At 58.2% G+C, this 24,323-nt stretch carries 19 protein-coding genes; 12 read left to right on the top strand and 7 right to left on the bottom strand.

Annotated features, from left to right (window positions below; all coding sequences use genetic code 11):
- Positions 1–51: 51 nt before the first annotated feature.
- The 6 genes from pcaD to HW561_RS14910 all read left to right on the top strand — a co-directional run bounded on the left by pcaD (position 52) and on the right by HW561_RS14910 (position 5,711).
- A complete protein-coding gene (gene pcaD, locus HW561_RS14935) occupies positions 52–840 on the top strand; it encodes a 3-oxoadipate enol-lactonase (RefSeq protein WP_176866140.1) in 789 nt (262 codons plus the stop codon).
- Between the two features lie 12 nt (positions 841–852).
- On the top strand, positions 853–1,566 hold the full coding sequence (locus tag HW561_RS14930) for an alpha/beta fold hydrolase (RefSeq protein WP_176866139.1): 714 nt from the start codon (positions 853–855) through the stop codon (positions 1,564–1,566).
- A gap of 112 nt (positions 1,567–1,678) precedes the next feature.
- On the top strand, positions 1,679–2,878 hold the full coding sequence (locus HW561_RS14925; protein ID WP_176866138.1) for a TCR/Tet family MFS transporter: 1,200 nt from the start codon (positions 1,679–1,681) through the stop codon (positions 2,876–2,878).
- A gap of 81 nt (positions 2,879–2,959) precedes the next feature.
- On the top strand, positions 2,960–4,054 hold the full coding sequence (locus tag HW561_RS14920) for a Zn-dependent alcohol dehydrogenase (protein ID WP_176866137.1): 1,095 nt from the start codon (positions 2,960–2,962) through the stop codon (positions 4,052–4,054).
- A 24-nt stretch (positions 4,055–4,078) separates the two neighbouring features.
- Positions 4,079–5,311 carry a mandelate racemase/muconate lactonizing enzyme family protein gene (locus HW561_RS14915; RefSeq protein ID WP_176866136.1) on the top strand — a complete coding sequence of 411 codons (1,233 nt, stop codon included), beginning with the start codon at positions 4,079–4,081 and terminating at the stop codon, positions 5,309–5,311.
- 112 nt (positions 5,312–5,423) lie between these two features.
- Positions 5,424–5,711 carry an ArsR/SmtB family transcription factor gene (locus HW561_RS14910; protein WP_176866232.1) on the top strand — a complete coding sequence of 96 codons (288 nt, stop codon included), beginning with the start codon at positions 5,424–5,426 and terminating at the stop codon, positions 5,709–5,711.
- A 3-nt stretch (positions 5,712–5,714) separates the two neighbouring features.
- On the opposite strand, the gene HW561_RS14905 is transcribed toward HW561_RS14910, so the two are convergent.
- On the bottom strand, positions 5,715–8,711 hold the full coding sequence (locus HW561_RS14905) for an ABC transporter transmembrane domain-containing protein (protein WP_176866231.1): 2,997 nt from the start codon (positions 8,709–8,711) through the stop codon (positions 5,715–5,717).
- A 245-nt stretch (positions 8,712–8,956) separates the two neighbouring features.
- Here HW561_RS14905 and HW561_RS14900 point away from each other — a divergent pair, with 245 nt between their 5' ends.
- Positions 8,957–9,316 (top strand): DUF3307 domain-containing protein, encoded by a 360-nt coding sequence (locus tag HW561_RS14900; RefSeq protein ID WP_235962924.1) that lies wholly within the window; start codon positions 8,957–8,959, stop codon positions 9,314–9,316.
- Between the two features lie 283 nt (positions 9,317–9,599).
- On the opposite strand, the gene HW561_RS14895 is transcribed toward HW561_RS14900, so the two are convergent.
- The 6 genes from HW561_RS14895 to HW561_RS14870 form a co-directional block, all read right to left on the bottom strand.
- The gene (locus tag HW561_RS14895) at positions 9,600–10,904 is read right to left on the bottom strand and encodes an NAD(P)/FAD-dependent oxidoreductase (protein ID WP_176866134.1); all 1,305 of its coding nucleotides are present in this window, start codon (positions 10,902–10,904) and stop codon (positions 9,600–9,602) included.
- The gene (locus HW561_RS14890) at positions 10,901–11,575 is read right to left on the bottom strand and encodes a TetR/AcrR family transcriptional regulator (protein ID WP_176866133.1); all 675 of its coding nucleotides are present in this window, start codon (positions 11,573–11,575) and stop codon (positions 10,901–10,903) included. Before HW561_RS14890 ends, HW561_RS14895 begins: the two co-directional genes overlap by 4 nt.
- Positions 11,576–13,126, bottom strand: a complete 1,551-nt coding sequence (locus HW561_RS14885; RefSeq protein WP_328803294.1) for a trimethylamine methyltransferase family protein — start codon at positions 13,124–13,126, stop codon at positions 11,576–11,578.
- 2 nt (positions 13,127–13,128) lie between these two features.
- Complete coding sequence (locus HW561_RS14880; protein ID WP_176866132.1) at positions 13,129–15,531, bottom strand: GcvT family protein; 2,403 nt, start codon at positions 15,529–15,531, stop codon at positions 13,129–13,131.
- A gap of 111 nt (positions 15,532–15,642) precedes the next feature.
- Positions 15,643–16,272: a glutathione S-transferase family protein gene (locus tag HW561_RS14875; protein WP_176866131.1), complete on the bottom strand. Its 630-nt coding sequence runs from the start codon at positions 16,270–16,272 to the stop codon at positions 15,643–15,645.
- A gap of 19 nt (positions 16,273–16,291) precedes the next feature.
- Positions 16,292–16,789, bottom strand: a complete 498-nt coding sequence (locus HW561_RS14870) for a class I SAM-dependent methyltransferase (protein WP_176866130.1) — start codon at positions 16,787–16,789, stop codon at positions 16,292–16,294.
- Between the two features lie 233 nt (positions 16,790–17,022).
- Between HW561_RS14870 and HW561_RS14865 the strand changes: the two genes are divergently transcribed.
- From HW561_RS14865 to HW561_RS14845, 5 genes are read left to right on the top strand one after another with little or no spacing between them, the layout of a single operon-like run.
- A complete protein-coding gene (locus HW561_RS14865) occupies positions 17,023–18,795 on the top strand; it encodes an ABC transporter ATP-binding protein (RefSeq protein WP_176866129.1) in 1,773 nt (590 codons plus the stop codon).
- Positions 18,788–20,698, top strand: a complete 1,911-nt coding sequence (locus HW561_RS14860) for an ABC transporter substrate-binding protein (protein ID WP_176866128.1) — start codon at positions 18,788–18,790, stop codon at positions 20,696–20,698. Before HW561_RS14865 ends, HW561_RS14860 begins: the two co-directional genes overlap by 8 nt.
- 13 nt (positions 20,699–20,711) lie before the next feature.
- The gene (locus HW561_RS14855) at positions 20,712–21,740 is read left to right on the top strand and encodes an ABC transporter permease (protein ID WP_176866127.1); all 1,029 of its coding nucleotides are present in this window, start codon (positions 20,712–20,714) and stop codon (positions 21,738–21,740) included.
- Complete coding sequence (locus tag HW561_RS14850; RefSeq protein WP_176866126.1) at positions 21,737–22,891, top strand: ABC transporter permease; 1,155 nt, start codon at positions 21,737–21,739, stop codon at positions 22,889–22,891. Before HW561_RS14855 ends, HW561_RS14850 begins: the two co-directional genes overlap by 4 nt.
- Positions 22,888–24,243, top strand: a complete 1,356-nt coding sequence (locus HW561_RS14845; RefSeq protein WP_176866125.1) for a CoA transferase — start codon at positions 22,888–22,890, stop codon at positions 24,241–24,243. Before HW561_RS14850 ends, HW561_RS14845 begins: the two co-directional genes overlap by 4 nt.
- The last annotated feature ends 80 nt before the right edge of the window (positions 24,244–24,323 follow it).

The raw sequence follows: 24,323 nt of genomic DNA, 5'->3' as shown, positions 1-24,323 counted from the left end.
CCAAACCTGTGCAACCTGCGTCCTGCAACCCGTGGCGACAAGGATGAAGTCATGAAGATTGCTGATCTCGGCGATGTACACCTGCATTATCGGATTGATGGTGCAGCGGATGGCGTTCCGATCGTGTTTGCCAATTCGCTGGGAACCGACCTGCGCTTGTGGGATGCGGTGCTGCCGCATCTACCTTCCGGGCTGCGTATCATCCGCTATGACAAACGAGGGCACGGGCTGTCATCTGCCCCGCCCGCCCCCTATTCCATGGGCGCTTTGATCCGGGATGCCGAGGCGCTGCTGGATCATCTGGACGTGAGGGATTGTGTATTCGTCGGCTTATCCATCGGTGGCATGATCGCGCAAGGCCTTGCCGTAAAACGTATGGATCAGATCCGTGCGCTGGTCTTGTCGAACACCGCCGCAAAGATTGGCACACCGCCCATCTGGCAGGACCGCATGGCCGCCGTCCGTTCGGGTGGAATTGAGGCGTTGGCAGATGCCACCATGGAGCGCTGGTTCTCTCGGGATTATCGCGCGTCCGCAGATCATCTTGCGTGGCGTACCATGATGGTGCGCCAGCCAGTTGATGGGTATCTGGGATGCTGCGCCGCCATCGCGGGGACGGATTTCTATACGCCCACCAGCGGTCTGCGCCTGCCCACACTGGGCATCGCAGGCAGTGAGGACGGATCGACCCCGCCGGATTTGGTCCGCGAGACCATCGACCTGATCCCCGGCTCTCGGTTCGAATTGATGCGCCGGGCCGGCCACCTGCCCTGCGTTGAAAAACCGGTGGAATACGCCGCGCTGCTGCAACGTTTTCTAACCGATATCGGACATATTTGAAGGAGCATCACCTTGGCCGATTTCCTGTTGGTCCATGGATCCTGTCACGGCGCCTGGTGTTGGCGCGATCTGATCCCAGAGCTTGAGGCGATGGGCCACATCGCCCGTGCCATTGATCTGCCCAGCCACGGCTCGGACCCGACGCCTATCTCAGAGGTCACGTTGGACAGTTGCCGGGATGCGATCCTATCGGCGGCGACGCCAGATACAATTATTGTTGGTCATTCCTGGGGCGGCTATCCGATCAGCGCCGCTGCCGAGGCAAATCCAAAGGCCATGCGCGCGCTGATCTATCTCAGCGCATATGTCCCGCATGACGGAGTTTCGATGGTCGAGATGCGCAGACGCGGCCCCGCGCAGACCATTGTCGATGCAGTCGAGAAATCCGCCGATGGCCTGTCCTACACCGTTCATCCCGATTGCGTACAGGCATTGTTTTATCACGATTGCGTCCCCGAAATTGTGCCTTTTGCTTTTGCCCGCCTGTGCCCTCAGGCCATCCGACCTCAGGACACGCCGCTGCCCGTTGGTGAAAAATTTCGCAAAGTGCCGAAGGCTTACATTCGCAGCACCGACGATCGAACAGTTCCGACCGACTATCAGGCGCAGATGAGCGAATTCATTCCTGCGGACCTGCGCCGCACCATCGACAGTTCACATTCGGCCTTCTTTTCGCATCCACGCAAGCTGGCGGAAATCCTGACCGAGCTGGAACGTAAACTGTAACATGGTTCCTTGCGGTCGTTACGGGACGTCAGTGGCAAAAGCCCAAGGGCTGACTTTCCTAAGTCCCTGACTGTGCATAGGGTGCCGGGAACAGATATTTCGAATGGTTCCCATGCGCCTGCCTTTTGCCTTTGTTCTCAGCACAGTCATGATCGACGCGATGGGCATCGGCCTCGTGATGCCGATCATGCCGCAACTGATTGTCGAAGTGCAGGGCGGAACGCTGGCCAATGCCGCGATTTGGGGCGGCATTCTCAGCACGGCTTTTGCGGCGATGCAGTTTGTGTTCGGACCCATTTTGGGCAATCTGTCCGATGCCTATGGCCGCCGGGTTGTGTTGCTGGTGTCCCTGTTTGTGATGGCGCTGGATTACGTGGTCATGGCCATCGCTGGTAGCATCTGGCTTTTACTGATTGGCAGGATTGTCGGCGGCATCACAGCTGCCACCCATTCCACGGCGGCCGCTTTCATGGCCGATGTGTCAAAACCGCATGAAAAGGCCGCAAACTTCGGACTTCTGGGTGCTGCCTTTGGTGTTGGGTTTGTCCTTGGACCGGTCATGGGCGGATTGCTAAGCGGATACGGTACCCGCGCCCCGTTCTGGGCTGCCGCTGCATTGTCGGCCCTGATTTTTGGCGTTGGCCTCCTGGTGATGCCGGAAACCGTATCAGACAAAACCCGACGCTCATTCAGTCTGCGACGTGCGAACCCGGTGAATTCCCTGCGCGCGATTGCAGCGCTACCCGGAATACGCCCGATGTTGTGGGTCTACTTCCTCTATTCAGTTTCGATCTACGTCTACCCGGCGATCTGGTCTTATTTCACCACCGAGCGATTCGGTTGGTCACCGCAGATGATCGGGCTTTCCTTGGGCGTATACGGCATCGGCATGGCCGCGGTGCAAGGGGGCTTGATCCGACCGGCAGCGCGCTACCTTGGGGAACGAATGACAATCATTTGGGGGATGGTCTTTGAGATCATCAGCTTTGCGCTGCTGGCGTTTCTGACCAACGGAATGATCGCGCTATTGCTGATCCCCATCACCGCATTAGGGGCGGTAATTACCCCTGCGCTACAAGCGATGATGTCGCGTGCCACACCGGATTCTCAGCAAGGTGAGTTGCAGGGGGTTCTGGCAGCCCTTAGCGCCCTGTCCATGGTGATTTCACCACTGTTGATGACCAGTGTGTTTGCACAGTTCATCCGGCCGGATACCGCAATCTACCTGCCGGGCGCGCCGTTCTTGCTGGCATTGGTGCTGATGCTGGGTGGTTTCTTCCTGTTTTGGCGATCCCGCCCCGTCGTGGCATAACAACGACACATCTTTGGCGGTTTCTGCCTTGCGGCCTGTGTGTTCCCACGCCACCGTGCATCAAACGGAGTGAGGGACAACATGCAAACCATCAAAGCCGCCGTGTGTCGGGCTTTTAATGAACCCCTGGTCATCGAAGACGTTCAGCTTGCCGCCCCCGGAGCCGGAGAGGTTGAGGTGACGCTGGAGGCGGTAGCCATTTGCCATTCGGACATTTCTTATGCCGACGGCGCCTGGGGCGGGTTCCTGCCCGCCGTCTACGGCCACGAAGCAGCCGGAGTGATCAGCGCAGTCGGCGACGCTGCTGGCGATTTCAAACTTGGTGATCCGGTTGTTGTCACGCTGATCCGCGCCTGCGGGTCCTGCCCGTCCTGCGCCAGCGGTAAACCGACAATCTGCGAAACACCCTATGACGCCATCAAAGGCCCGCTTCGCACCAGCGACGGAGGCCCGCTGGAACAGGCAATGGCCTGCGGCGCCTTTGCTGAAAAGGTCGTCGTCAGCCATCGACAGATCGTCAAAATCCCGGAAAGCCTGCCCAAAGATCTGGCCAGTCTTTTATCCTGCGGCGTCATTACCGGCGTTGGCGCCGCAATCAATACCGCCGGGTTACGCCCCGGCCAGGATGTCGTGGTGATCGGAGCAGGCGGCGTCGGCCTGAACGCCATTCAAGGCGCACGGATCGCAGGCGCGCGCCGTATCGTGGCTGTGGACATGACCGAAGAAAAACTGGAAATCGCCAAAGAGTTCGGCGCGACGCACGGTGTGTTGGCCAGTATCAAAGAACCCTGGAAAGCGGCTTACAAGGCACTGGGCGGGCGCGGTGCTGATGCGGTACTGATCACCGTTGGCGCGATCCCGGCCTATGAACAGGCTCCTCGGTATCTCGGGCGTGGCGGCCGGGCCGTCATGATCGGGATGCCGCATTCCGGTGATGAGGCGCGCTATGAACCCGTGGTTTTGGCGGCCTTGGGCCAAGGTCTTGTGGGCTCGAAAATGGGCGATGTGGTTATTCAGCGTGACATCCCCTGGATGATCGATCTCTATGAACAGGGGCGGTTGAAGTTGGATGAGCTGATTTCGGGTCGCTGGTCACTGGACCAGATCAACGAAGCCATTGCGGACACCAAAACCGGCTCGGCCAAGCGCAATGTGATCATGTTCGACAAAGGCTAAAGGCGCCTGACGGGAGGATACCGGATGAAACTGCAGGACCTCGACATCATCGTGACTGCGCCTCCGGCACCCGGATGGGGTGGGCGCTATTGGATACTGGTCAAGGTGACGACTGACACGGGCGTTACCGGCTGGGGGGAATGTTACGCGTCCTCGGTCGGACCCGACGCCATGCGCCACGTCATCCGTGACGTATTCGAGCGGCATATGTTGGGTGAAAACCCCGAGAATATCGAGCTGATGTTCCGTCGCGCCTACTCCAGTGGCTTCACCCAACGCCCGGACCTGACCGTGATGGGGGCGTTTTCTGGTCTGGAAATCGCGTGCTGGGATATCTTGGGGAAAGATCGCGACCGGCCTGTCTATGCCCTTCTTGGCGGCAAGATGAACGAGCGCATCCGCGCCTACACCTATCTCTATCCCCTGCCCCACCATGATCTGGACGACTTCTGGACCTCACCGGAACTGGCAGGCGAAAGTGCCGCCGAAATGGTCCGGCGCGGATACACGGCCGTCAAGTTTGACCCAGCCGGGCCTTACACGATCCGGGGCGGGCATATGCCAGCAATGTCCGACATTTCAATGTCGGTCGCTTTCTGCAAAGCGATCCGAGACGCCGTGGGCGACAAGGCCGATCTGTTGTTCGGTACGCACGGCCAATTCAACACAGCAGGGGCCATTCGTCTGGGTCAAGCGTTAGAGCCTTACTCCCCACTTTGGTTCGAAGAACCCACACCTCCGGATATGATCGAAGACATGGCCCGCGTCGCGCGCAACGTCCGCATCCCGGTTGCAACCGGTGAACGCATGACCACTAAGGCCGAATTTGGTGCGGTCTTACGCGCAGGTGCTGCGGAAATCCTGCAACCAGCTTTGGGTCGGGCGGGCGGCATTTGGGAAATGAAAAAAGTGGCCGCAATGGCCGAAGTGTTCAACGCCCAGATGGCACCGCACCTTTATGCAGGTCCGCTGGAATGGGCTGCGAATATCCACCTTGCGGCATCAATCCCCAACCTGTTGATGCTGGAATCCATCGATACACCGTTTCACGATCAACTGATCAAAGGCACCTTGCGTGTCGACGACGGATTCGTCACCGCTCCGACTGCGGCCGGTTTGGGAATCGACGTGGACGAAGACTTGGCCCGCGCCCATCCGTATACCGGGGATGGTTTGCACCTGCAGATGCAGGAGGAGCCCTGCGATTATGTCAACGGCAACGCGTTTCAGGGTGGCGCCCCCGCCACCAAGGGGTGACAAGGGGGCTCGGGTTGAGGCATATTACGCCAACTTCAAGTTGCAAGACGGCTTATTCGTGACACTCAAAGACATTGAACCCCAGATCCAACCCCCGGATTCGCTGCCCGGCATGAAAGACAACGCCGCTCGCGCCGCTGCCTTTCTCAAGACGCTGGCGCATGAGGGCCGCCTGATGACCCTGTGCCATCTGGGGCAAGGTGAGAAATCCGTCGGAGAGCTGGAAAACCTGCTGCAAATCCGTCAGGCCGCCGTCAGCCAGATACTGGCGCGGCTTCGCGAGGAAGATCGCGTCACCGCCCGCCGGGACGGCAAAACTGTCTACTACTCGCTGCAAGACGGGAAGACGGCACAGATCATCGAATTGCTCTATGATCTGTTCTGCAAACCCAACGGCTGAGCGCTAGTTTGAAACATACCCTGCGATCACCTGCAGCAGCTTGAACGCGGTCGCGGCATCGTTTTCAACCACGGCCAGGAATTCTTCTTCGCCGATACGCAGGCAGGACAGATCGGTTTCAGCCACCATGCTTAGCGCGCGCGGTTCCTTTCGGATCAATCCCAGCTCCCCCACCAAAGCGCCTGACCCGACCTTCGTGATCAACTGATCAGACCCTTCGGCCTGCGGCAGGTACAATCCAGCCTCACCTTCCAGCACCACATATGCACCATCTGTCGGTTGATCGTCCTTCAGAAACACGATCTGCCCCGGCACCGCGTTGAACCAGCGGGCACCAAAGGCCAGCAGGCGCAGCTGCCTGCGGTCCAGCCCCGAAAACAGCGGGGTCTGTTCCAAGGCGCGTAGTTTACGCGCCAGATCGGCCGAGGCGGCACTGTCTTCTTCCACGTCCGCAGGTCCTTCGTCCGAGACCACACGACCTTGACGGATTTCGACGTGCATGTCGAAAACATCCGGGTTCTCGAACTGATCATTCAGATAAACAACTGTGGTCTCGGGCAAGAGCGCGCGCAGATTCTTGTACACGGCCACCTGTGTCTGCATGTCATAGCTGGCCAGCGCGCTTTCCAGGATCAAAATGTCAGGTTTCTTGATCGTCGCTCGCGTAAAGGCCAACGGTTCCGCAAAGACCGCTGGCAGGCTCTGCCCGCCCAAGGACACAGGGACGTCGTAGATCAATTCGACAACCAACGGTCGCGCGCCATTTCCGGCCAGCACATCAACAATCAGTTTGCGCGCTTCATCCGAGCGCGTCCCACCGATCTGACTGACTTTGCCGAACAAAGCATTCTCCATCACCGTCAGTCCGGGTGCAAACTCATCAGGGTTCAGCGGTACGAACACACCAAGCAACCGCTCCAGAAGTTTTTCGGAATGGCTATGCCGCAGTTCCAGAATTCGGTCTTTCAACTCATCCGTAAACGCCGGTCCGATCTGCTCCGCTGAAATCACCAGCGGTACTGCCAGCAAATTGGCAAGCTGCGCATCATCCAGCCCCGCAGCCCCTTCCTTACGGGTGCGTTCGACGAGCTCCACGGCGGCCTCATATGTCTGCGCCTCAAGTCCAAGCTTGCGAAACAAGGGATGGTCCGTGCCGTCCAACCCAAAGATTTGACGCAACATGTCGATCACATCACGGGTCAACGCGATCAGTGTTTCATCCAAACCCAGCTCACGCAATTGGCCCAAAAAGACGGTCTGCTGCGCCAGCACCTCTTGCGTTACTGGAACGCGTGGGGTGGCAAACAACAGGTTCTCGGCCACCGGTAATGCCGGATTATATGTGTCGCGATCAAAGATCAGCGCTTGCTGCTCAAGCCCGGCCTCCTGAACCGCTTGCTGTACCAGCTGGCGCAACTCGACCAGCTTCTGCGCCAGATCCGGATGGTTGCTCGCATCAAAGACCTGTTCAGCCCCCCGCTGGAACAAGGCCGCCCCAGACCCCATCCCATCGATCAGCTTCAACCACCAGTCTCGCAGAGCCTCAGCAGTGTCCAACCCGGCCCGGGACGGGTCCAGCCATTCAGTCTCAAAGGGGTCGGCACTGTTCCCGGCCCGCAGAGTTTCGGCATAACCGGGATCGTCCGTCAGCGCCGAGAGCGGCTTGTACCGCATCGGCATCATAACATTGTCGCCCAGTGTTCCCTGAAACATGACCGGACGTGACGAGGCATACCCGATGCGCGCGGCAACAACGCCCTGATGCAGGTCCGCGAGGTTCTGATCCCCGATTTCAACACGGCCCGCGCTTGGTGTGATTTCCCGGGTCAACAGTTCCGCAATCGCCCGTCTGTCTTCTTCACTTGGGGCAGAGATTCCAACCGTTCGCCCGCTTGGGAATGTCAGGTTCAGATCGTCCAGCACCTGATTTCCATCGATGTCACGAACCGAAACACGATCCAGAACAATGTCGCCATTCAACCGTGGGCGCGTCTCAGGCTCACCCTCGAACAGCTTTTCATCCTGCATGCCGGATGGCGCAAAACGCTCTAGTACCACATCCCAGCGCAGCGACATGTCCTGTGTCTGATTGTAATAGGTCAACAGCTCTTTCCAAGGAGAGCTCAGATCCTTGTACGCCGCCAGCGCGGCAACCAGCGCGCCCAGCGAAACGGACCCCTGCAGGACCAGCAAACCACCGACCAGATAAAACATGAATGGTGTCAGTTGCGAAATGAAGTTGTTTATGAACTTCATAAAGAACTTCTTTTGATAAATTTCGAACCGGATGCCAAACAGGCGTCCCAACTGATCCGAGATCATCGCCTGGCGATAGCGCCAACCGCCATTTGCGCGCAACGTGGACGCACCAGCCGCGTTCTCACCGATCTGAGCGGCCAGTACACGCACCTCTTGAATGCGTCGCTTGTTCAACAAGTTGATCTGACGCTGCAAGCGCGGAATCAGCCAGGCCTGAACCGGTATCAGGGCAACGGCGGCCAAACCGAACCAGACGCTTTGCAGAAACAGAAAGGACAGAATGGTGATCATCTGACCTGCCTGCAGAACCGGTTGACTGATCGCGTCCCCCATCAGTCCGCCCATCGGCTCGCTTTCAGCGGTGATCATCGATACCAGCTCGCCCTGGCTGACACGTTCAAAATAAGGTTGCGGAAACCGCAAGGCCCGGCTGATCAGCTGATAGCGGAGCCGGCGCAACATGCGCTCACTCAACACGCCTTTCATGGTATTGATGCGCATTTTCATCAAACCATGGGCCAGAACCGCCGCCAAAAAGGCAAAACACAGAATGATCAGGAAATTCGTCTGGGGCAGGCTGTAGCCCCAAACGTTCACGATACTGCTGGAGGCACCGATCGCGTCGTTGATGATACGTTTGGGCAGTTCAAGCGTCAGGTACAGCAGCGGAAACAGCGTCGCCGTCACGGTCAGCAGGATCAGCTGATCGCGTTTGGAATATTTCCAGATGAACCGAAAAATCGTGCGTTCTATGGAACCCGCCCCTACTGCTGATCAACAATCCGATTTTGGTGTAATACGTGCAAACTCAACAGCGCGAATTTACAGCATACGGGCCGAGATACGCAAATATTTTCCCAACTGATACATTTCTTCGCCTTGTGTGAACTAGTTCATTTGCGCGGCTGTTCAATAATGCCTACTGTTCAAATCAGGACGATATCGGGAGTGTACTTTTGCCTGCCAGTTTTGGTGCAGTGTTTCTTATGCTCTGCTTATTGCAGATCAAACATATGTTTGCCGATTACTACCTACAGACACCCAAAATGCTCGCCGGGCGTGGCGAGTATTTTCATGCGGGTCGCGCGCAACATGCTGCCGTTCACGTCGTGGGATCGGTTGCGGTCTTTGCGCTGTTCGGCGCGCCGTTGACTTTCATCCTGATCGTTGCTGCGCTGGAGTGGGTTGTTCATTTCAACATTGATTTTGCCAAAGCCCGTTATTCTGACAAAAAACGGCTGCAACCAAATCAGGCGGCATTTTGGCGTGCTGCCGGTCTGGATCAATTGATGCACAATCTGACTTACATCGTCATGGTCTGGGCCTGGGTGACATTTGCGGCTTAGCCAGCTCACGGCGTCAGGCAACGTCACCTAGTGAACCGGCTTGAGAGGCTGACGATCATAACTGATCCAAAGCGTCTGTTTATTGGGAGCAAGCCAACTTCCGGCCCGCCAGTACCGACCTAACGATACGTGCCAGCGCAGATTGGCTTCGGCCCGAAGGGCGACACTCACTCGCTTCGCATCAGGCAGCGAGGATGCTGAAAGGTCCTCTCTGCACCCCCGAAATGGGTTCGACAAGGGACAATAGTTTGCCGTGACAGCCAAAGCTGTGTCCCTTCATCGGCTAGCCCAAAACCGAAAAACTGCTTTCTTCGTTAATCGGCCGCCTGCGCGAATAGAACCCCACGTCAATCGTCCGCTGGATATAGGGCAACTCGAACTGCAGTGGTTGGGCATCGTGATCTGCCCCGCCCTCGCAATACCCGATCAGCGCTGTCATCATCTTACCCGCAATCGGAGCGTTCTTGTATTGATTCCCACTGCTGCCACAGGCCATGTAGAATCCAGGCAGGTTGGATTTGTCGTAAATGGGAATCCAATCGGTCGAGGCGTCATACAGATCAACAACGCCCCGCGTTTTCGACGGGATGCCAAGGCTTGGAACGCGCTGGGCATAGCGCATCGCCTGAGTCGTCCACTGATCCGTAAAGTCGTGGTTATAGTGCATGTCATCGTCACACCACTGATGCGGGTCGCATTCTGGATCTTCGGACCCGACCAGAATATGATTTCCATGTTCAGGGCGACAGTAACACGCAATGTCGCTATCCGAGACAATCGTTCCCTGATTTTCGAAATCAAACCCCTCAGGCGCTGGTACGTGAACCACTTCCTGCCGCAGGGGGCGGGTTTCGATGGTCATATCGTCCAGAACGCCCGCCATCTTGTTGATGATCGCCGACCCCGGCCCGGCAACATTTACGACAATCTTGGCGTGGATTTCCTCACCAGACGCAAGTTTGACGCCAGAAGCACGCCCATCCTGGGTCAGGATCTCAACGACCTCTACCCCGGTCTGAACCTCAGCCCCGTGCTGTTTCGCGGCATCCATCAGGTTCTGCGCTGAAAGGGCCGGGTCAGTGACGTAACCCGCCTGCGGCCAGAACACGCCGCCTTGCATCGTTCCTCCGTTGGGTTGCCCGAATTCGGGGTCGTCCAAGCGCCGCGCCGGGGCAAAACTGTCCAACGTATAGACCGGCAGGCGCTCGACGATCTTGTCAGCGGACCATTCCTCGAATGGGCAATCCAGATCGGCGCTGTTGTACATGTGCTTATCCAACATGCCGTTGGCCTCGGTCTTCATGACCAGACATCCAGTCTCGCGAAATTGCGCAAGATTGGAATTTTCAGGCAAGCCCAGATACGCAGCCCAGTCGCGCCAGTAGTGATACCCCTCCCACGCGAAGGCCGTGCCATCGAACGTCGAATAATGCATGCGGATGATCGCGCAAGACCCCGCGGTCGATCCATGACCGACCTGACTGTTGCGATCCACCGACAGCGTTTTCCAGCCGGCCTTGGCCATCTCAAACGCAATGGCTGCACCGATGACGCCAGTTCCGATGATGATTGCGTCTGGTTGGCTCATGAGGGGGCTCCTTTCCAGTAGCGCTGGGAATAGGCGCTGAATTCCGCGACTTCCTCGGGCCTTGGTTCAACCCCGGTGAAGACGTACAGGTAATGCGGAACCATTGAGATCCGCGTGGACATTGGCTCGTTCAACTGCGCAAGGTCGTATCCGATCTGCATGTAATACAACACACGGGCACGCGTTTCAGCCTCGATCTCGGAATAGCCATAGCGGACGAACATGGCATGCAATGCCTCCATCCGCCGGGCATCCGACTGATCCAGAGACCGCCGCACCTTGCCCGATTTGCGCGCCCAGTCGCGAACGGCAAAATCCAGCGCTGTATCGAACAGGTCGGTGTTCACAACGCAACGATGCACATTGCAGACAGCCCCGGTGATCGTGTTCGCGGGGGCCTCGGCCTGCGCGATCAGTGCAGCAGTGTTGGTTGCCTGCCACCGCGCCAACAACGCATCCAGAAGTTCTTGCCGGGACTTGAAGTACCAATAGAAGGACGAGCGCGACACAGCCATCCGTTCGGCGAGGTTCAGAACCTTGATCTGGTCCACCCCGTCCGAGATCAGGACGTCCATCGCCACGTTCAGCCAGTCATCGCGTGTGACCTTGATGTTACCGACCAACGGTTCAGCCTCGGGGTCGTCACGGTGAAGGATGGGTTTTGTACTCATTCAACTCTCCGGCGGCGCACCGCCCTCTTCGGTACGGCGAACGATGAATTCCTGCAACGTACCCAGCCGTTCCTCGTTCTGGGCGGGTGCCTGAAAATTGGCCAGAATGTCTTTCCATACCCCGGTCGCGCGGCTGCTGGCATCCAACGAACCGCGCTCGGCCCAGGTGCCGAAATTGGCATAATCATGTACGTGCGGCTCATAGAACGCAGTGTTGTACCGCTCCATCGTCTGGCTGGTTGCAAAAAAATGCCCACTGGGCGCAACCTCGCGCAGCGCGGTGTCAAAGCCGATCTCGGCCGTTCCGGCCTGCGCGCCGGCACACAGCTCGGCCACCATGTTCAGCACCTCAGCGTCGCAGATCAGTTTTTCGAACGAAACAGTCAGCCCGCCTTCCAGCCAGCCTGCCGAGTGGATGATCACAGTTGCGCCGGCCATCAGGCAACCCCAAAGGCCAAACTGGTTTTCGTTGGCTGCCTGCACATCGTTCATGTTCGATGCCGAGCCTGCCGCCGATCGCCATGGCAATCCCAAGTGACGGGCCAGTTGCCCCGCTGCAAGCGACGCCTGAAAATGCGAGGGCGTTCCAAATGCGGGGGCGCCCGATTTCATATCTACATTACTGGTGAAAGTTCCATAACAGGTGGGCGCGCCCGGATTGGTCAATTGCGTGAGTGTCAGCGCAGCCAGCACCTCGGCGTGGGACAGCGTGATTGCACCAGCCACCGTGATCGGTGCCATCGCCCCCATCAACGTGAACGGCGTGATGATCGACATCTGCCCGTAGCGCGCAAAATCGACCAACCCCTGCGCCATTGGGATATCCAGGGTGCGTGGGCTGTTGGTATTGATGATTGTATAACAACGCGCAGTGCCGCGAAACTCCTCATCCGACAAGCCGCGCGCGGTGGACAGCATCTCGAAGCAATCCATCACCTGCGGCGTTCCGCGTGAGAAGAAGAACGGAAACTTGTCCGTCAATTCCATCTGCGCCTGCGTGGTGAAGTAGTGACGCAGATGGGTCGGCACATCCTGCGGCTCGACTTGTGGTGAGATCATTTGAAAGACGTCGAAATGATGCGTGAGTTTCAGAAAATCCAGATAGTCTTGGCCGGTCGCTGGGCGGCGTCCCCGCTCCAGATCTGTGGCATTCGGGGCGCCTGCACCCGGCTGAAAAACAAGACTGCCCAATTCCAGCGTGAAATCCCTGCACCGCGCGCCAGCGCGACAGGCAATCGATTTGGGTGCAGCGGCAACGGCAGCCTCGACCATATCGCGTCCGATAAAGACCATTTCGCTGTCTTCATCCACCCGCGCGCCGCCCTTTACGAAAATACGCCGCGCTTCGGGCAACAGAACCTTGATGCCAAGCTCTTGCAGCATGCGTAGGGCAGTCTCGTGCATGTCTGCGATCTGATCTGCCGGGAACACCTCCATCAACGGAAACGGGCTCTTCAGCTGGCGGTAATTCACGTCGCGGCTGACCGATGGCGCAGCATCCGCGCTGCGCCCTCGCCGTCGTCGTCCGCGTTCGGGGGTTTGCGTAGCCACCGTCAGCCCCTCATCGCTTTGCCCTGCGGGTCATAAGGCGACGGTGCGATGACACGCGCGGGTCGTTCGACGCCAACCACATGTACAGACAATTCCGTCCCCGGTGCCGCCTTGTCACGATCTACCAGTGCCATGGCCAGAGACTTGCCGGTGTAGTGCCCGTACCCGCCAGAGGTCACAAAACCGACGCGCTCATCCCCTGCCCAGATCGGTTCATACCCGCTGGCGTCCGCGTCCAGCGCATCCACCTCGAGCGTCACTTGCACCTGCGCCGGACCATTGCCATCGCGCTCGGCCATTGCAGCCTGTTTGCCGACAAAGTCCTTGTCCCAGTCTATCCAACGGTCCATCCCGGTCATACCGGGTGTGTAGAGCTGGGTGAATTCCGCGGACCAGATACCAAAGCTTTTCTCCAGCCGCGTCGATAGCATCGCGTTGAAGCCGCATTCGCGAATACCTTCGTCGTCCCCGGCCTCAAGTAGCATGCGCCGCAGTTTGATGTGATCGCCGTAACGGCAGTTGATCTCATAGCCTTTCTCGCCAGTCACCGACATGCGCGCAACGCGGGCGCGAACAAGGCCGATATCGAAATCACCGCAACCCATGAATTTCAGACCCGAGATATCCTGCTCGGCCAGTTTCTCGATCACGGCTTGCGATTTCGGACCAACCAGACCGAATCCACAGTATTCTTCTCCCAGATCGCGGATATCGACACCATCCATCATGTGGTCGTCGAACCAGCGCATATGCCAGGCCCGCAGATAATAGCTGCCCATGATCCACCATGTACCATCACCCCAGTTAAGCACGGTTAGATCACCCTTGAGCCGCCCGTTCTCACCCAGCATCGGGGCCAGTCTTGCGCGCCCCGGCGCGGGCAGTTTCGAGGCCATTACCTTGTCCAGCCATACCTCGGCATTCGGGCCCCTGACCTCAAACCGCGAAAAGCCCGAGATATCCATCAGGCCGACACCTTCTCGGATCGTTTTGCATTCCTCCGCCACGATCTCATGCGCGTTCGATCGCTTGAGCGTCGGCGTTTCCTCGAACCCTTTCGGCGCGAAATACAGCGGCACCTCGAGATCCCAGCTGACGCCCCATTTGCAGCCCGCTTCGGTCATCGCGTCATGGGCCGGGGCCATTTTCAGCGGCCGACCTGCGGGAAGCTGTTCGTTTGGATAGGTCATCACGAAACGGCGGGAATAGAACTGCCCGGTGGTTTCGCGGATGTAACGTTTGTTTTGTGCAAAATCGCCAAAACGCGCCACATCCATTGGCCAGGCGTCTGCCTCGGGCTCGCCATGGATCATCCATTCGGCCAGCGTCTTGCCGACACCGCCGCCTTGCAGGAACCCGGCCATCACGGCACAAGCCGACCAGTAACCGCGCTTGCCCGGCACCGGGCCGACCAGCGGGTTACCATCAGGCGCAAAGGTGAACGCGCCATTTACCCATGTCTTGATACCGACATTCTGGATTGACGGGTAACGTTCAAAGCCCAGTGTCAGCTCATTCTCGATCCGGTCGAGTTGCTCCTGAAACAGTTCCTCGCCGTAGTTCCAGGGCGCTCCGTCCATGGCCCAATGTTCGTGGTCGACTTCGTAAATGCCGACAAGGACGCCCTTCTGATCCTGCCGCATATAGGTGAAGCCTTCGAGGTCGACGGTCATCGGCATCTCGAAATCCGCCGCCGCTACCTCTGGTACCGTGTCGGTGATCAGATAGTGGTGCTTTAGCGGTGAAACCGGTAGTTCCACGCCCGCCATGCGCCCCACTTGCTTGGCCCACAGGCCCGCAGCGTTGACCACATGTTCGCAGGTGATCGTGCCCTTGTCAGTTACAACCTGCCAGCCGTCATCGGTCTGGATCAGTTCTTCGACCTTGGTTTCTTCGTAATACTCGGCACCACGTTTCTTTGCTGCTGTGGCATAAGCCTGAACGGTACCGGTGGTGTCGATGTAACCTTCGCGATCCGCCCACATAGCGCCTAGAACGCCATCAGTGGACATAATTGGACAGCGCTTCTGCGCTTCCTCGGCGCTCAGCAATTCGCAGTCATCAATGCCGATAGACTGAAAGATGCGGTAGTTGGCCTGCAACCACTCCCACCGTTCGGGCGTGCCCGCCAGCGTCAGGCCTCCGGTCATATGCAGACCGATGTTCTGACCCGATTCCTTTTCGATCTCACTCAGCAGATCAATGGTATATGATTGCAGCGCCGCCATGTTCGGATCAGCGTTCAGTGCATGAATGCCGCCCGCCGCGTGCCAGGATGACCCCGAGGCCAGCCGTCGCCGTTCCAGCATGACAACATCCGACCAGCCAAACTTGGCCAGATGATACAGAACCGAGGCACCCACAACGCCGCCACCGATGACCACGACACGATACTGAGATTTCATCCCGCTCTCCTCTGCAAAGATGCTCAGACGCTAATAACACTGTTCACTTCTGTCTAGACATTTCTGTACAGTATCAGCGACTGAGAGTTCTCACCGCCCGCCTGGCAGTTTTCAGAGGTTCGCGCTGGGCCGGGACTGAATCTTATCAAACCACGCTTGGGTGGCTGTGTTCCCCTCTGGGATCCGCATTTTGACGACGCGTGCGAAATCGACAAACACAAAGGACGAGATATCTGCGAGCGTAAAAGCATCTCCCGCTATACAGGGACTTTCCTGCAGCCTTGTCTCCAGCAGGTCGAAGAACAACTTTGTGCGCTCTACACCACGTTGCTCCAAATCTGGAATTTGCGGGAAGTTCACAGGCCCCGTAATAGCTCTGTCCTTGAACGCCGGATGCGTGTTGCGAAGCGCCTCGGCGATGGGTGCGCCGCCCTGCTGCTCCACAATCGCATTCCACATCAGGACCAACCCCTTTTCGTCAGGGTTTCGCCCCATCAGGGGCGGTTCGGGGAACCGCGCCTCAAGATAAGCGGCGATACCCAGATTTTCCGTCAGAACCGTCCCTTCATCCGTCACAAGAACCGGAAGAGTGGCGCGCGGGTTCACGGCGCGAAATGCTTCGCCCAATTGCTCACCTGTCGCGATCGAGATATCACGCGTCTCAATTTCCAACCCCTTCTCGGCAATGAACATCCGGGCGCGGCGCGGACTGGGGGCCGTCGAGCAATCGTAGAATATCATCGGCAGGCTCCCTCGCGGATCAGCGGCGGTAGATAAAACAGCGCCCTTCGACCGCACCCTCGGGCAGAGGCAGCTCGGTCAAGGCGTCAAAATACATCCGGTCGCTGGACACCATTAGCCCACCCGGCACCAGCAGCGGCTCGATCAATGGGGAAACAAAGCGCGCGAACGCGTCGTTCTTTTCCCGGTTGTGACCACCAAGATCGGCGTGGATCAAACTGGCCGACGCCCCGAATCGATCAACTGACGCAGGCAGCGTTTCGCGAACATCACCAAGAATCACCCGGTCTTCGGGTGGCGTAGAATCCGGATGCGACGCGACAGCGCGTTCAAACACATAGACCGGGCGGTCCTGAATACGCTGCGCCATATGGTGATAAGTTCGGCCATTGCCCAAACCCAGCTCGAACACAGGTCCGGGCATTCCGGTGGTTTGCGCGATTGCAAAATCCAGACAGGTGCGCTGTGACACCATGCGATCGATGAACAGATCCAGACGGCTTTGACTCTCGGACACTGGGAAATCTCTCCTTGATACCAGTCGCCAGCATAGATGCAGTCGACGCCGCCCTTGATGACAAAAACTCAAGACTTTGTGTAGAAGTGAAGCCCCAAGTTTCACATTTCCGCGACATTTCAGCCCAAGAACGGGTTTGACTAGTCGGGCAGAACCGCGCGACACTGCACGAAAAAACACAGGGAGTTGATATCGCCGATGTTACCGAACGGCCAACCGGGTGGAAAACCCGCATGAGCGCGTTGTTGTCCGTCAGAGACCTCAGCATCGGCTTTGGCACGGGAGAGTCCGTTGTCACAGATGTGAATTTTGATGTTGAGGCCGGACAAACACTTGCATTGGTCGGAGAATCCGGTTCGGGCAAAACGATTTCCTGTCGGGCGGCACTGCGAATTCTTCCACGCGCGGCGCAAATTCGCAGCGGCACAATAACCCTGAATGATTCCAAAGGCACGGCGGAGCTGATGGAAATCAGTGAACGCGAAATGCGCAGTATTCGCGGCAACCGGATTTCAATGATCTTTCAGGAGCCGATGCGATCGCTGTCGCCGCTGCACAAGATCGGCAATCAGGTTAGCGAAGTTCTGTGGCTGCACCGCGGCGCTTCGGAATCTCAGGCGCGCACTGAGGTGTTAGAACAGTTCGAGCGCGTCGGCTTTCCGGACCCTCAACGCGCTTATGACTCCTATCCATTCGAGATGTCAGGCGGGATGCGCCAGCGCGCCATGATCGCCATGGCCATGGTGGCAAAACCCGAGCTACTGATTGCGGACGAGCCAACAACTGCGTTGGACGTGACCACGCAGGCGCAGGTGCTGGGGCTTATCAAGGAACTTCAGAGAGAAACGGGGATGGCGCTGATCCTTGTCACCCATGATCTGGGTGTCGTTGCCAACATGGCCGAACGTGTTGTTGTCATGCATAAGGGACGGGTGATGGAATCCGGCCCCGCCGCACCAATCCTGACTGCCCCGGCCCATCCTTACACCAAACAGTTGTTCGATGCCGCACCCGAGATTCCAGATCAGGAAGCGGTTGGTCTGCCAATGCCAAGCGAAGATCTGATTCTACAAATGAAGGACGTCTCGAAGACCTACACCATGCGTGCCAGCAAGGGGTGGCAAGCCGACAAGGCAATCCATGCATGCCGAGGTGTTGATCTGAATCTGGCGCGCGGCAAAACGCTGGCCATTGTTGGTGAAAGCGGCTCAGGCAAGACCACCGCCGCGCGGATCGCACTGGGCGCCGAATTGCCTGATCCGGGTGGCGAGGTTCTGTTTCGCACTTCACCAAACGAAGATCCCATCACTGTTCACCATATGACGCGCGCCCAGCGCACTGCGTTTCAGCGCAAGGCACAGATGGTGTTTCAAGACCCCTACAGCTCACTCAGTCCACGGATGCGTGTTCAGGACGCCATGACCGAGCCGTTGGAAATACATCGCGTCGGCTCAACGTCGGAACAACGGGACAAAGCGGCAGAGATGCTGCAGCGTGTGGGGCTGAATTCAGACATGCTCAAACGCTATCCACATGCCTTTTCCGGCGGCCAGAGACAACGCCTGTCCATCGCGCGGGCAATGATGCTGGACCCGCAATTGATTGTCTGCGATGAGCCGACATCGGCATTGGACGTGTCCGTTCAAGAGCAGATCCTTACCCTTCTGGAAAATCTGCAGGACGGTCTAAACCTGTCTTATTTCTTTATCTCCCACGACCTAGCCGTCGTGGCGCGCATTGCCGATGAAGTTGCCGTCATGCGCAGGGGGCTTGTCGTGGAACAGGCCCCACCCGAAACCCTTTTCTACAATCCACGCCACCCATACACCAAGGCGTTGATTGCCGCTCAACCCGAACCTGACATCAATCGCCCGATCGACCTGAAAATGGTTTCTTTGGGCGCCGGCTCGCCGGATTGTTGGGATGAAGCCTTTCGTTTCTCGGACACAGTGATACCCTCACTTGTGGAATTGGAACCGGGCCATAAGGTACGTTGCCATGTTTAAGACCACTCGCCCGCTGATCCTGGCCGCTTCGCTGGCCATTGCCTGGATGCTGCCCGCCGCGGCAGGAACACCGGACCTGAAAGAAAGCGCTTTTTGGGCCGCCGAGGTTGATGCTGGCAATCTGCCGCCCGTTCAAGACCGCCTGCCCAAAGACCCGCTGATTATCGATCTGGCTGCAAAAGGGCGCGACTTCGGAACACCTGGCGGCACATTGAGTACTATGGTCACGCGGTCCAAAGATGTTCGTCAAATGGTCGTCTACGGTTATGCGCGGCTGGTTGGGTTTGACGAAAACTACACCATTGTCCCTGACCTGCTGGCCTCGTTCGAGAGCGAAGACAATCGCAAATTCACCCTGAACCTACGCGACGGCCACAAATGGTCGGACGGGTCACCTTTTACGTCCGAGGACTTTCGGTACTGGTGGGAAGATGTTGCCAACAACAAGCTTCTCAGTCCCTCTGGTCCTCCGGACTTTCTGATCATCGAAGGCAAGTTGCCCACCGTCACGTTCCCGGATGAGACAACGGTGATCTATGAATGGGACAATCCCAATCCTGATTTCCTGCAGTCTCTGGCACAGGCGCGCCCACCATTTATCTATCGCCCGTCAGCCTTTCTCAAACAGTATCACGAGAAGTTCGCCGATCCAGAGGACTTGGCCTTTAACGTAGACGATGCTCGCGTCAAAAGCTGGGCGGCGCTGCACAACAAAGTGGATAACCTCTATAAGTTCGACAACCATAAGCTGCCCACATTGCAGCCTTGGCTGAACGCGAGCTCAGGCAAGAAGATCCGGCACAACTTCGTGCGCAATCCCTATTATCACCGTATCGACTCCAAAGGCGTGCAACTGCCGTATATCGACGTGGTCGAGATGGAGATCGTCGCCCCCGGGCTGGTCGCCGCCAAAACCAATGCAGGCGAAAGCGATCTGCAGGGCCGCGGATTGGCCTTCCGCGATGCCTCAATCCTGAAAAAAGGTGAGGCACAGGGCGGATATAAAACCCTTCTGTGGAAAACCGGCGTCGCATCGCAGATTGCGATCTATCCGAACCTGAATTTCGACGACGAAGGCTGGCGCGCTGTTCTGCGCGACGTACGTGTGCGCCGCGCCTTGTCGCTGGCCATCGACCGCAAGACCATCAATCAGGCGCTGTATTTCAAGCTGGCCCATCCCGGCGCGATGTCGGTTCTGCCCGCCTCGCCTTTCTATAGCGAAGAGAATACCAAAGCCTGGGCGGATTACGATATAGATCAGGCCAACGCCCTGCTGGACGAGGCTGGGCTGGATCAACGGGATAAATACGGTATCCGACTGCTGCCCGACGGTCGCCCGATGGAGTTGGTGATCGAAACTGCCGGTGAACGGCAGGAGGTCGAAAACGCGCTTCAGATCGTCACCGATAACTGGCGGGACATTGGCGTCAAACTGGTGATGCGGCCGCTGGATCGGGACATTCTGCGGAACCGCGTATTTGCGGGCAGCACGATGGCGTCGGTCTGGTTCGGCTGGGATGACGGAATTCCGCAGGCGCACACGTCTCCGGCCTATCTGGCGCCAACCGATCAGGTGTTTCTGGCCTGGCCCAAATGGGGCCAATACTATCAGACAGGTGGAGAAGTCGGCGAAGCGCCCGACATGCCCGAAGCCGAACGGCTGATGGCATTGGCCCATGACTGGGACGTGGCCACAACCAGCGAAGAGCGTGAAGCCATTTGGACCGAGATGCTGAACATCCACGCCGACCAGCTATATGCCATCGGCATTCTCAATGGTGCACCACAACCCATCGTGGTTTCGAACCGATTGCGCAATGTACCAGAGCAGGCCATGTGGGCATGGGAACCCGGTGCGCATTTCGGCATACATCGCCCGGACGAATTCTTTTTTGCCGACTGACAGGAGCAGCTAAATGATAATGCTGCGCTATGCGGTGTATCGCTTTTTTACGATGCTGCTGACACTTTTGGTGGTGTCAGTTCTGGTATTCGTCATCATCAACCTTCCGCCGGGTGATTACCTGAGCAACCAGATCGCGGAACTTCAGGCCTCGGGTCAATCCGCGGGCGTGGCCAAGGCCGAATTCCTGCGCGCCGAATATGCGCTGGACCGTCCGATGTGGGAACAGTTCCTGATCTGGATTGGTTTCTGGCCGGGTCCCCACGGGTTTTCTGGATTGCTTCAGGGCAATTATGGCTGGTCGTTTGAATTTGATCGACCCGTCTCGGAAATCGTGGGTGACACGCTTTGGCTGACGGTTGTCGTCAATCTGGCCGCGATCCTGTTTGTATACGCCGTCGCCTTGCCGCTTGGGGTTCTTGCCGCCGCCCGGTCACGGACCTGGATCGACTACACCTCAGCCTTTGTGGGGTATCTTGGTCTGGCTACGCCGAACTTTCTGCTGGCGCTGATCCTGTTCTACTACGGACACCAATACTTCAACCTGCCAATCGGCGGTTTAATGGACCCTTCGTTCGAAGGTGAACCGATGAGTTGGGCAAAACTGAAATCCATCCTCATCCATCTGATCGTGCCCACCTTTGTCATCGGCACCTCAGGGGCTTCGGCGATGATGCAGCGTTTGCGCGCAAACATGTTGGACGAATTGGGTAAGCCATACGTGGAAACCGCCATTGCCAAGGGCATGGCCCCATCCCGGATGCTGACCAAATATCCCCTGCGCGTCGCCTTCAACCCCTTTGTCGCCGACATCGGCAATCTGCTGCCCTCGATGGTTTCCGGGTCGGTTCTGGTGTCGGTTGTGCTGGGCTTGCAGACCATCGGCCCTACCCTTCTGACGGCACTGAAAACGCAGGATCAATTCCTGTCGGCCTTCATCCTTATGTTCGTCGCCCTTCTGACCCTGATCGGCACCATGATTTCCGACATCTTGCTGGTCATGCTTGACCCGCGCATCCGCTATGAGGGACGCGAAGCATGACTGACCGTCCTGACGACCGCTATGTAGATGACGCCCCGTTTGATCCTCAGGCGTCCGTGCAGCAATTGGAGCGCGCAGATCTGGACGCGCCAAACTGGGTTCTGGTCTGGCGCAAATTCAGAACACACAAGCTGGGCCTGATTTCAGGCGTCTTCCTTTTGTTGTGCTACCTGATGCTGCCCTTTGCGGGCTTCATCGCGCCTTACGGCCCGAATGATCGCAACGGCGAGCATCTTTATGCCCCGCCGCAATCGATCAACTGGTTCCACGACGGCGCATTCATCGGGCCTTATGTTTACCCCATCGTGGCCGAGGCCGATCTGGAAACATTCCAGTGGAAATTTGTGTCCGATACGGAAGACCCGCGCCCCATCCGGTTCTTCTGCGAAGGCTCAGAATATCGGCTGGCCGGACTGATCCCGTCAGACACACATCTGATCTGCGCCCCTGAAGGGTCCACTTTGTTCTTGTGGGGGTCCGACCGATTGGGCCGCGACATATTCAGCCGTATCCTATACGGCGCGCAACTGTCGCTGACTGTGGGTTTGATCGGCATTTCCGTCTCCTTCACTCTTGGCATTCTGTTCGGCTCGATGGCCGGATATTTCGGGGGGCGCATCGATTGGGTCATCAACCGGGTTATCGAAATCCTGCGATCGCTGCCGGAACTTCCGTTGTGGCTGGCGCTGTCCGCCGCCGTGCCTTCGAACTGGAGCCCGGTCGCCGTCTTCTTCATCATTTCGATCATCCTTGGCATCCTCGACTGGCCGGGATTGGCGCGCTCGGTGCGGGCGAAGTTCCTGTCCCTGCGCGAAGAGGAATACGTGCGCGCGGCCGAGATGATGGGGGCAAGCTCGGGTCGGGTGATCCGCAAGCATCTGCTGCCCAATTTCATGTCACACCTGATCGCCTCGGCCACGCTGTCGATTCCGGCCATGATTCTGGGGGAAACTGCGCTTAGTTTCCTTGGCCTCGGCCTGCGTGCGCCTGCGGTCAGTTGGGGCGTGATGCTGAATGACGCACAAAACCTCGCCTCGATCGAGATTTACCCATGGACTGCGATTCCGATGCTGCCGATCATCGTCATCGTACTGGCGTTCAACTTTCTGGGTGACGGGCTGCGCGACAGTCTGGACCCCTATCAGCAATGAGCTTGTTGGCCTCTCTCCCGGCTGTTGACAGCTATCGCACGACAGGCTCTGGCGCACGGCCCAGCGTTTTCGCGGTCTCTGAATTGGCAACGGCAAGTTTTGCGGCTGTGGGTCGGGAACTGGCACGCCTCGTAACTGCCATGAACCTGACCTCGACTGCACCCGAGGTCGCGGTTGATCATCGATTGGCCTCGCTTTGGTACGGCTTGTCTTTCAAACCCGATGGGTGGGAAATGCCCAGCCTGTGGGATGCGATAGCCGGAGATTACCTGGCCTCGGACGGCTGGATCAGACTGCACACCAACCTGCCACGCCACCGCGCAGCGGCGCTGAAGGTTCTGAGCGCCCAGGCTGACAGAAATGCCGTGGCACAGGCCGTCAAGACATGGGCCATCAATGATCTGGAGGCGATGATCGTAGCCGAAGGTGGCGTCGCCGCGGCGATGCGCAGCCGGGCCGAGTGGCAGGACCATCCGCAGGGCCGCGCCGTCACCCGCGACCCACTGGTTGGCTGGCAGAATCCGCGACGCATCACGCTGCGTGATCGGCCAGAGGCAACAGCCGCGCGCCCTCTGGCGGGTTTACGGGTTCTCGACCTGACCCGCATTCTGGCTGGCCCGGTTTCGACCCGCACGCTGGCCGGATTCGGGGCTGACGTATTGCGTGTTGACCCCCCGGGCTGGGACGAACCGGGCGTGATTCCCGACATCTCACTGGGCAAACGCTGTACGTATCTGGACCTGAAGTCTCCAACCGGGCTGGAGCGTCTGCAAGATCTGTTGGCGCAGGCAGATGTCTTTGTGCATGGGTACCGCCCCGGTGCGCTGGATGCGCTTGGGTTGACCAAGGCGAAACGAGACGAATTGGCCCCGAACCGGGTCGAGGTCACTCTGGACGCTTATGGATGGCAGGGGCCCTGGTCCACACGGCGCGGGTTCGACAGCCTCGTGCAGATGAGCGCCGGGATCGCCCATGCAGGAATGCAATGGGCCAGTTCCGACAAGCCAACGCCTCTGCCGGTTCAGGCTCTGGATCATGCCACAGGATACCTGATGGCCGCAGCCGTGTTGTCAGCACTGGCTGAGGCCGCGTCCGGCAATTCGATTATGCACGCGCATCTGTCTCTGGCCCGCACAGCCGAATTGCTGGCTATTTTGGGCAAGATCAGCACGGGCGCAGACATCAAGAAGGCATCTCCTGCAGACTATTCCCAGGTGATCGAGTCCTCTGGTTGGGGGGATGGCCATCGCCTGAAACCCGCGCTGACCGTTGGAGACGCCGAAATGCGGTGGACATTGCCGGCCTCGAAACTGGGCACATCCAAAGCCGTTTGGCCGTCGCTGTCCACCTGACACCCCCGCCGCGCGGAACGCGCGGCCCGGCCCAACGCTTTGGGTGGCGTCTCGTCAGAGACGCTGACCAAAGGGGCGGG

The organism is Ruegeria haliotis (genome assembly GCF_013377785.1).
Classification (GTDB): domain Bacteria; phylum Pseudomonadota; class Alphaproteobacteria; order Rhodobacterales; family Rhodobacteraceae; genus Ruegeria; species Ruegeria haliotis.
Note: the sequence above shows the minus strand (reverse complement) of the source record. Positions and strands in the feature narration are given on the sequence as shown.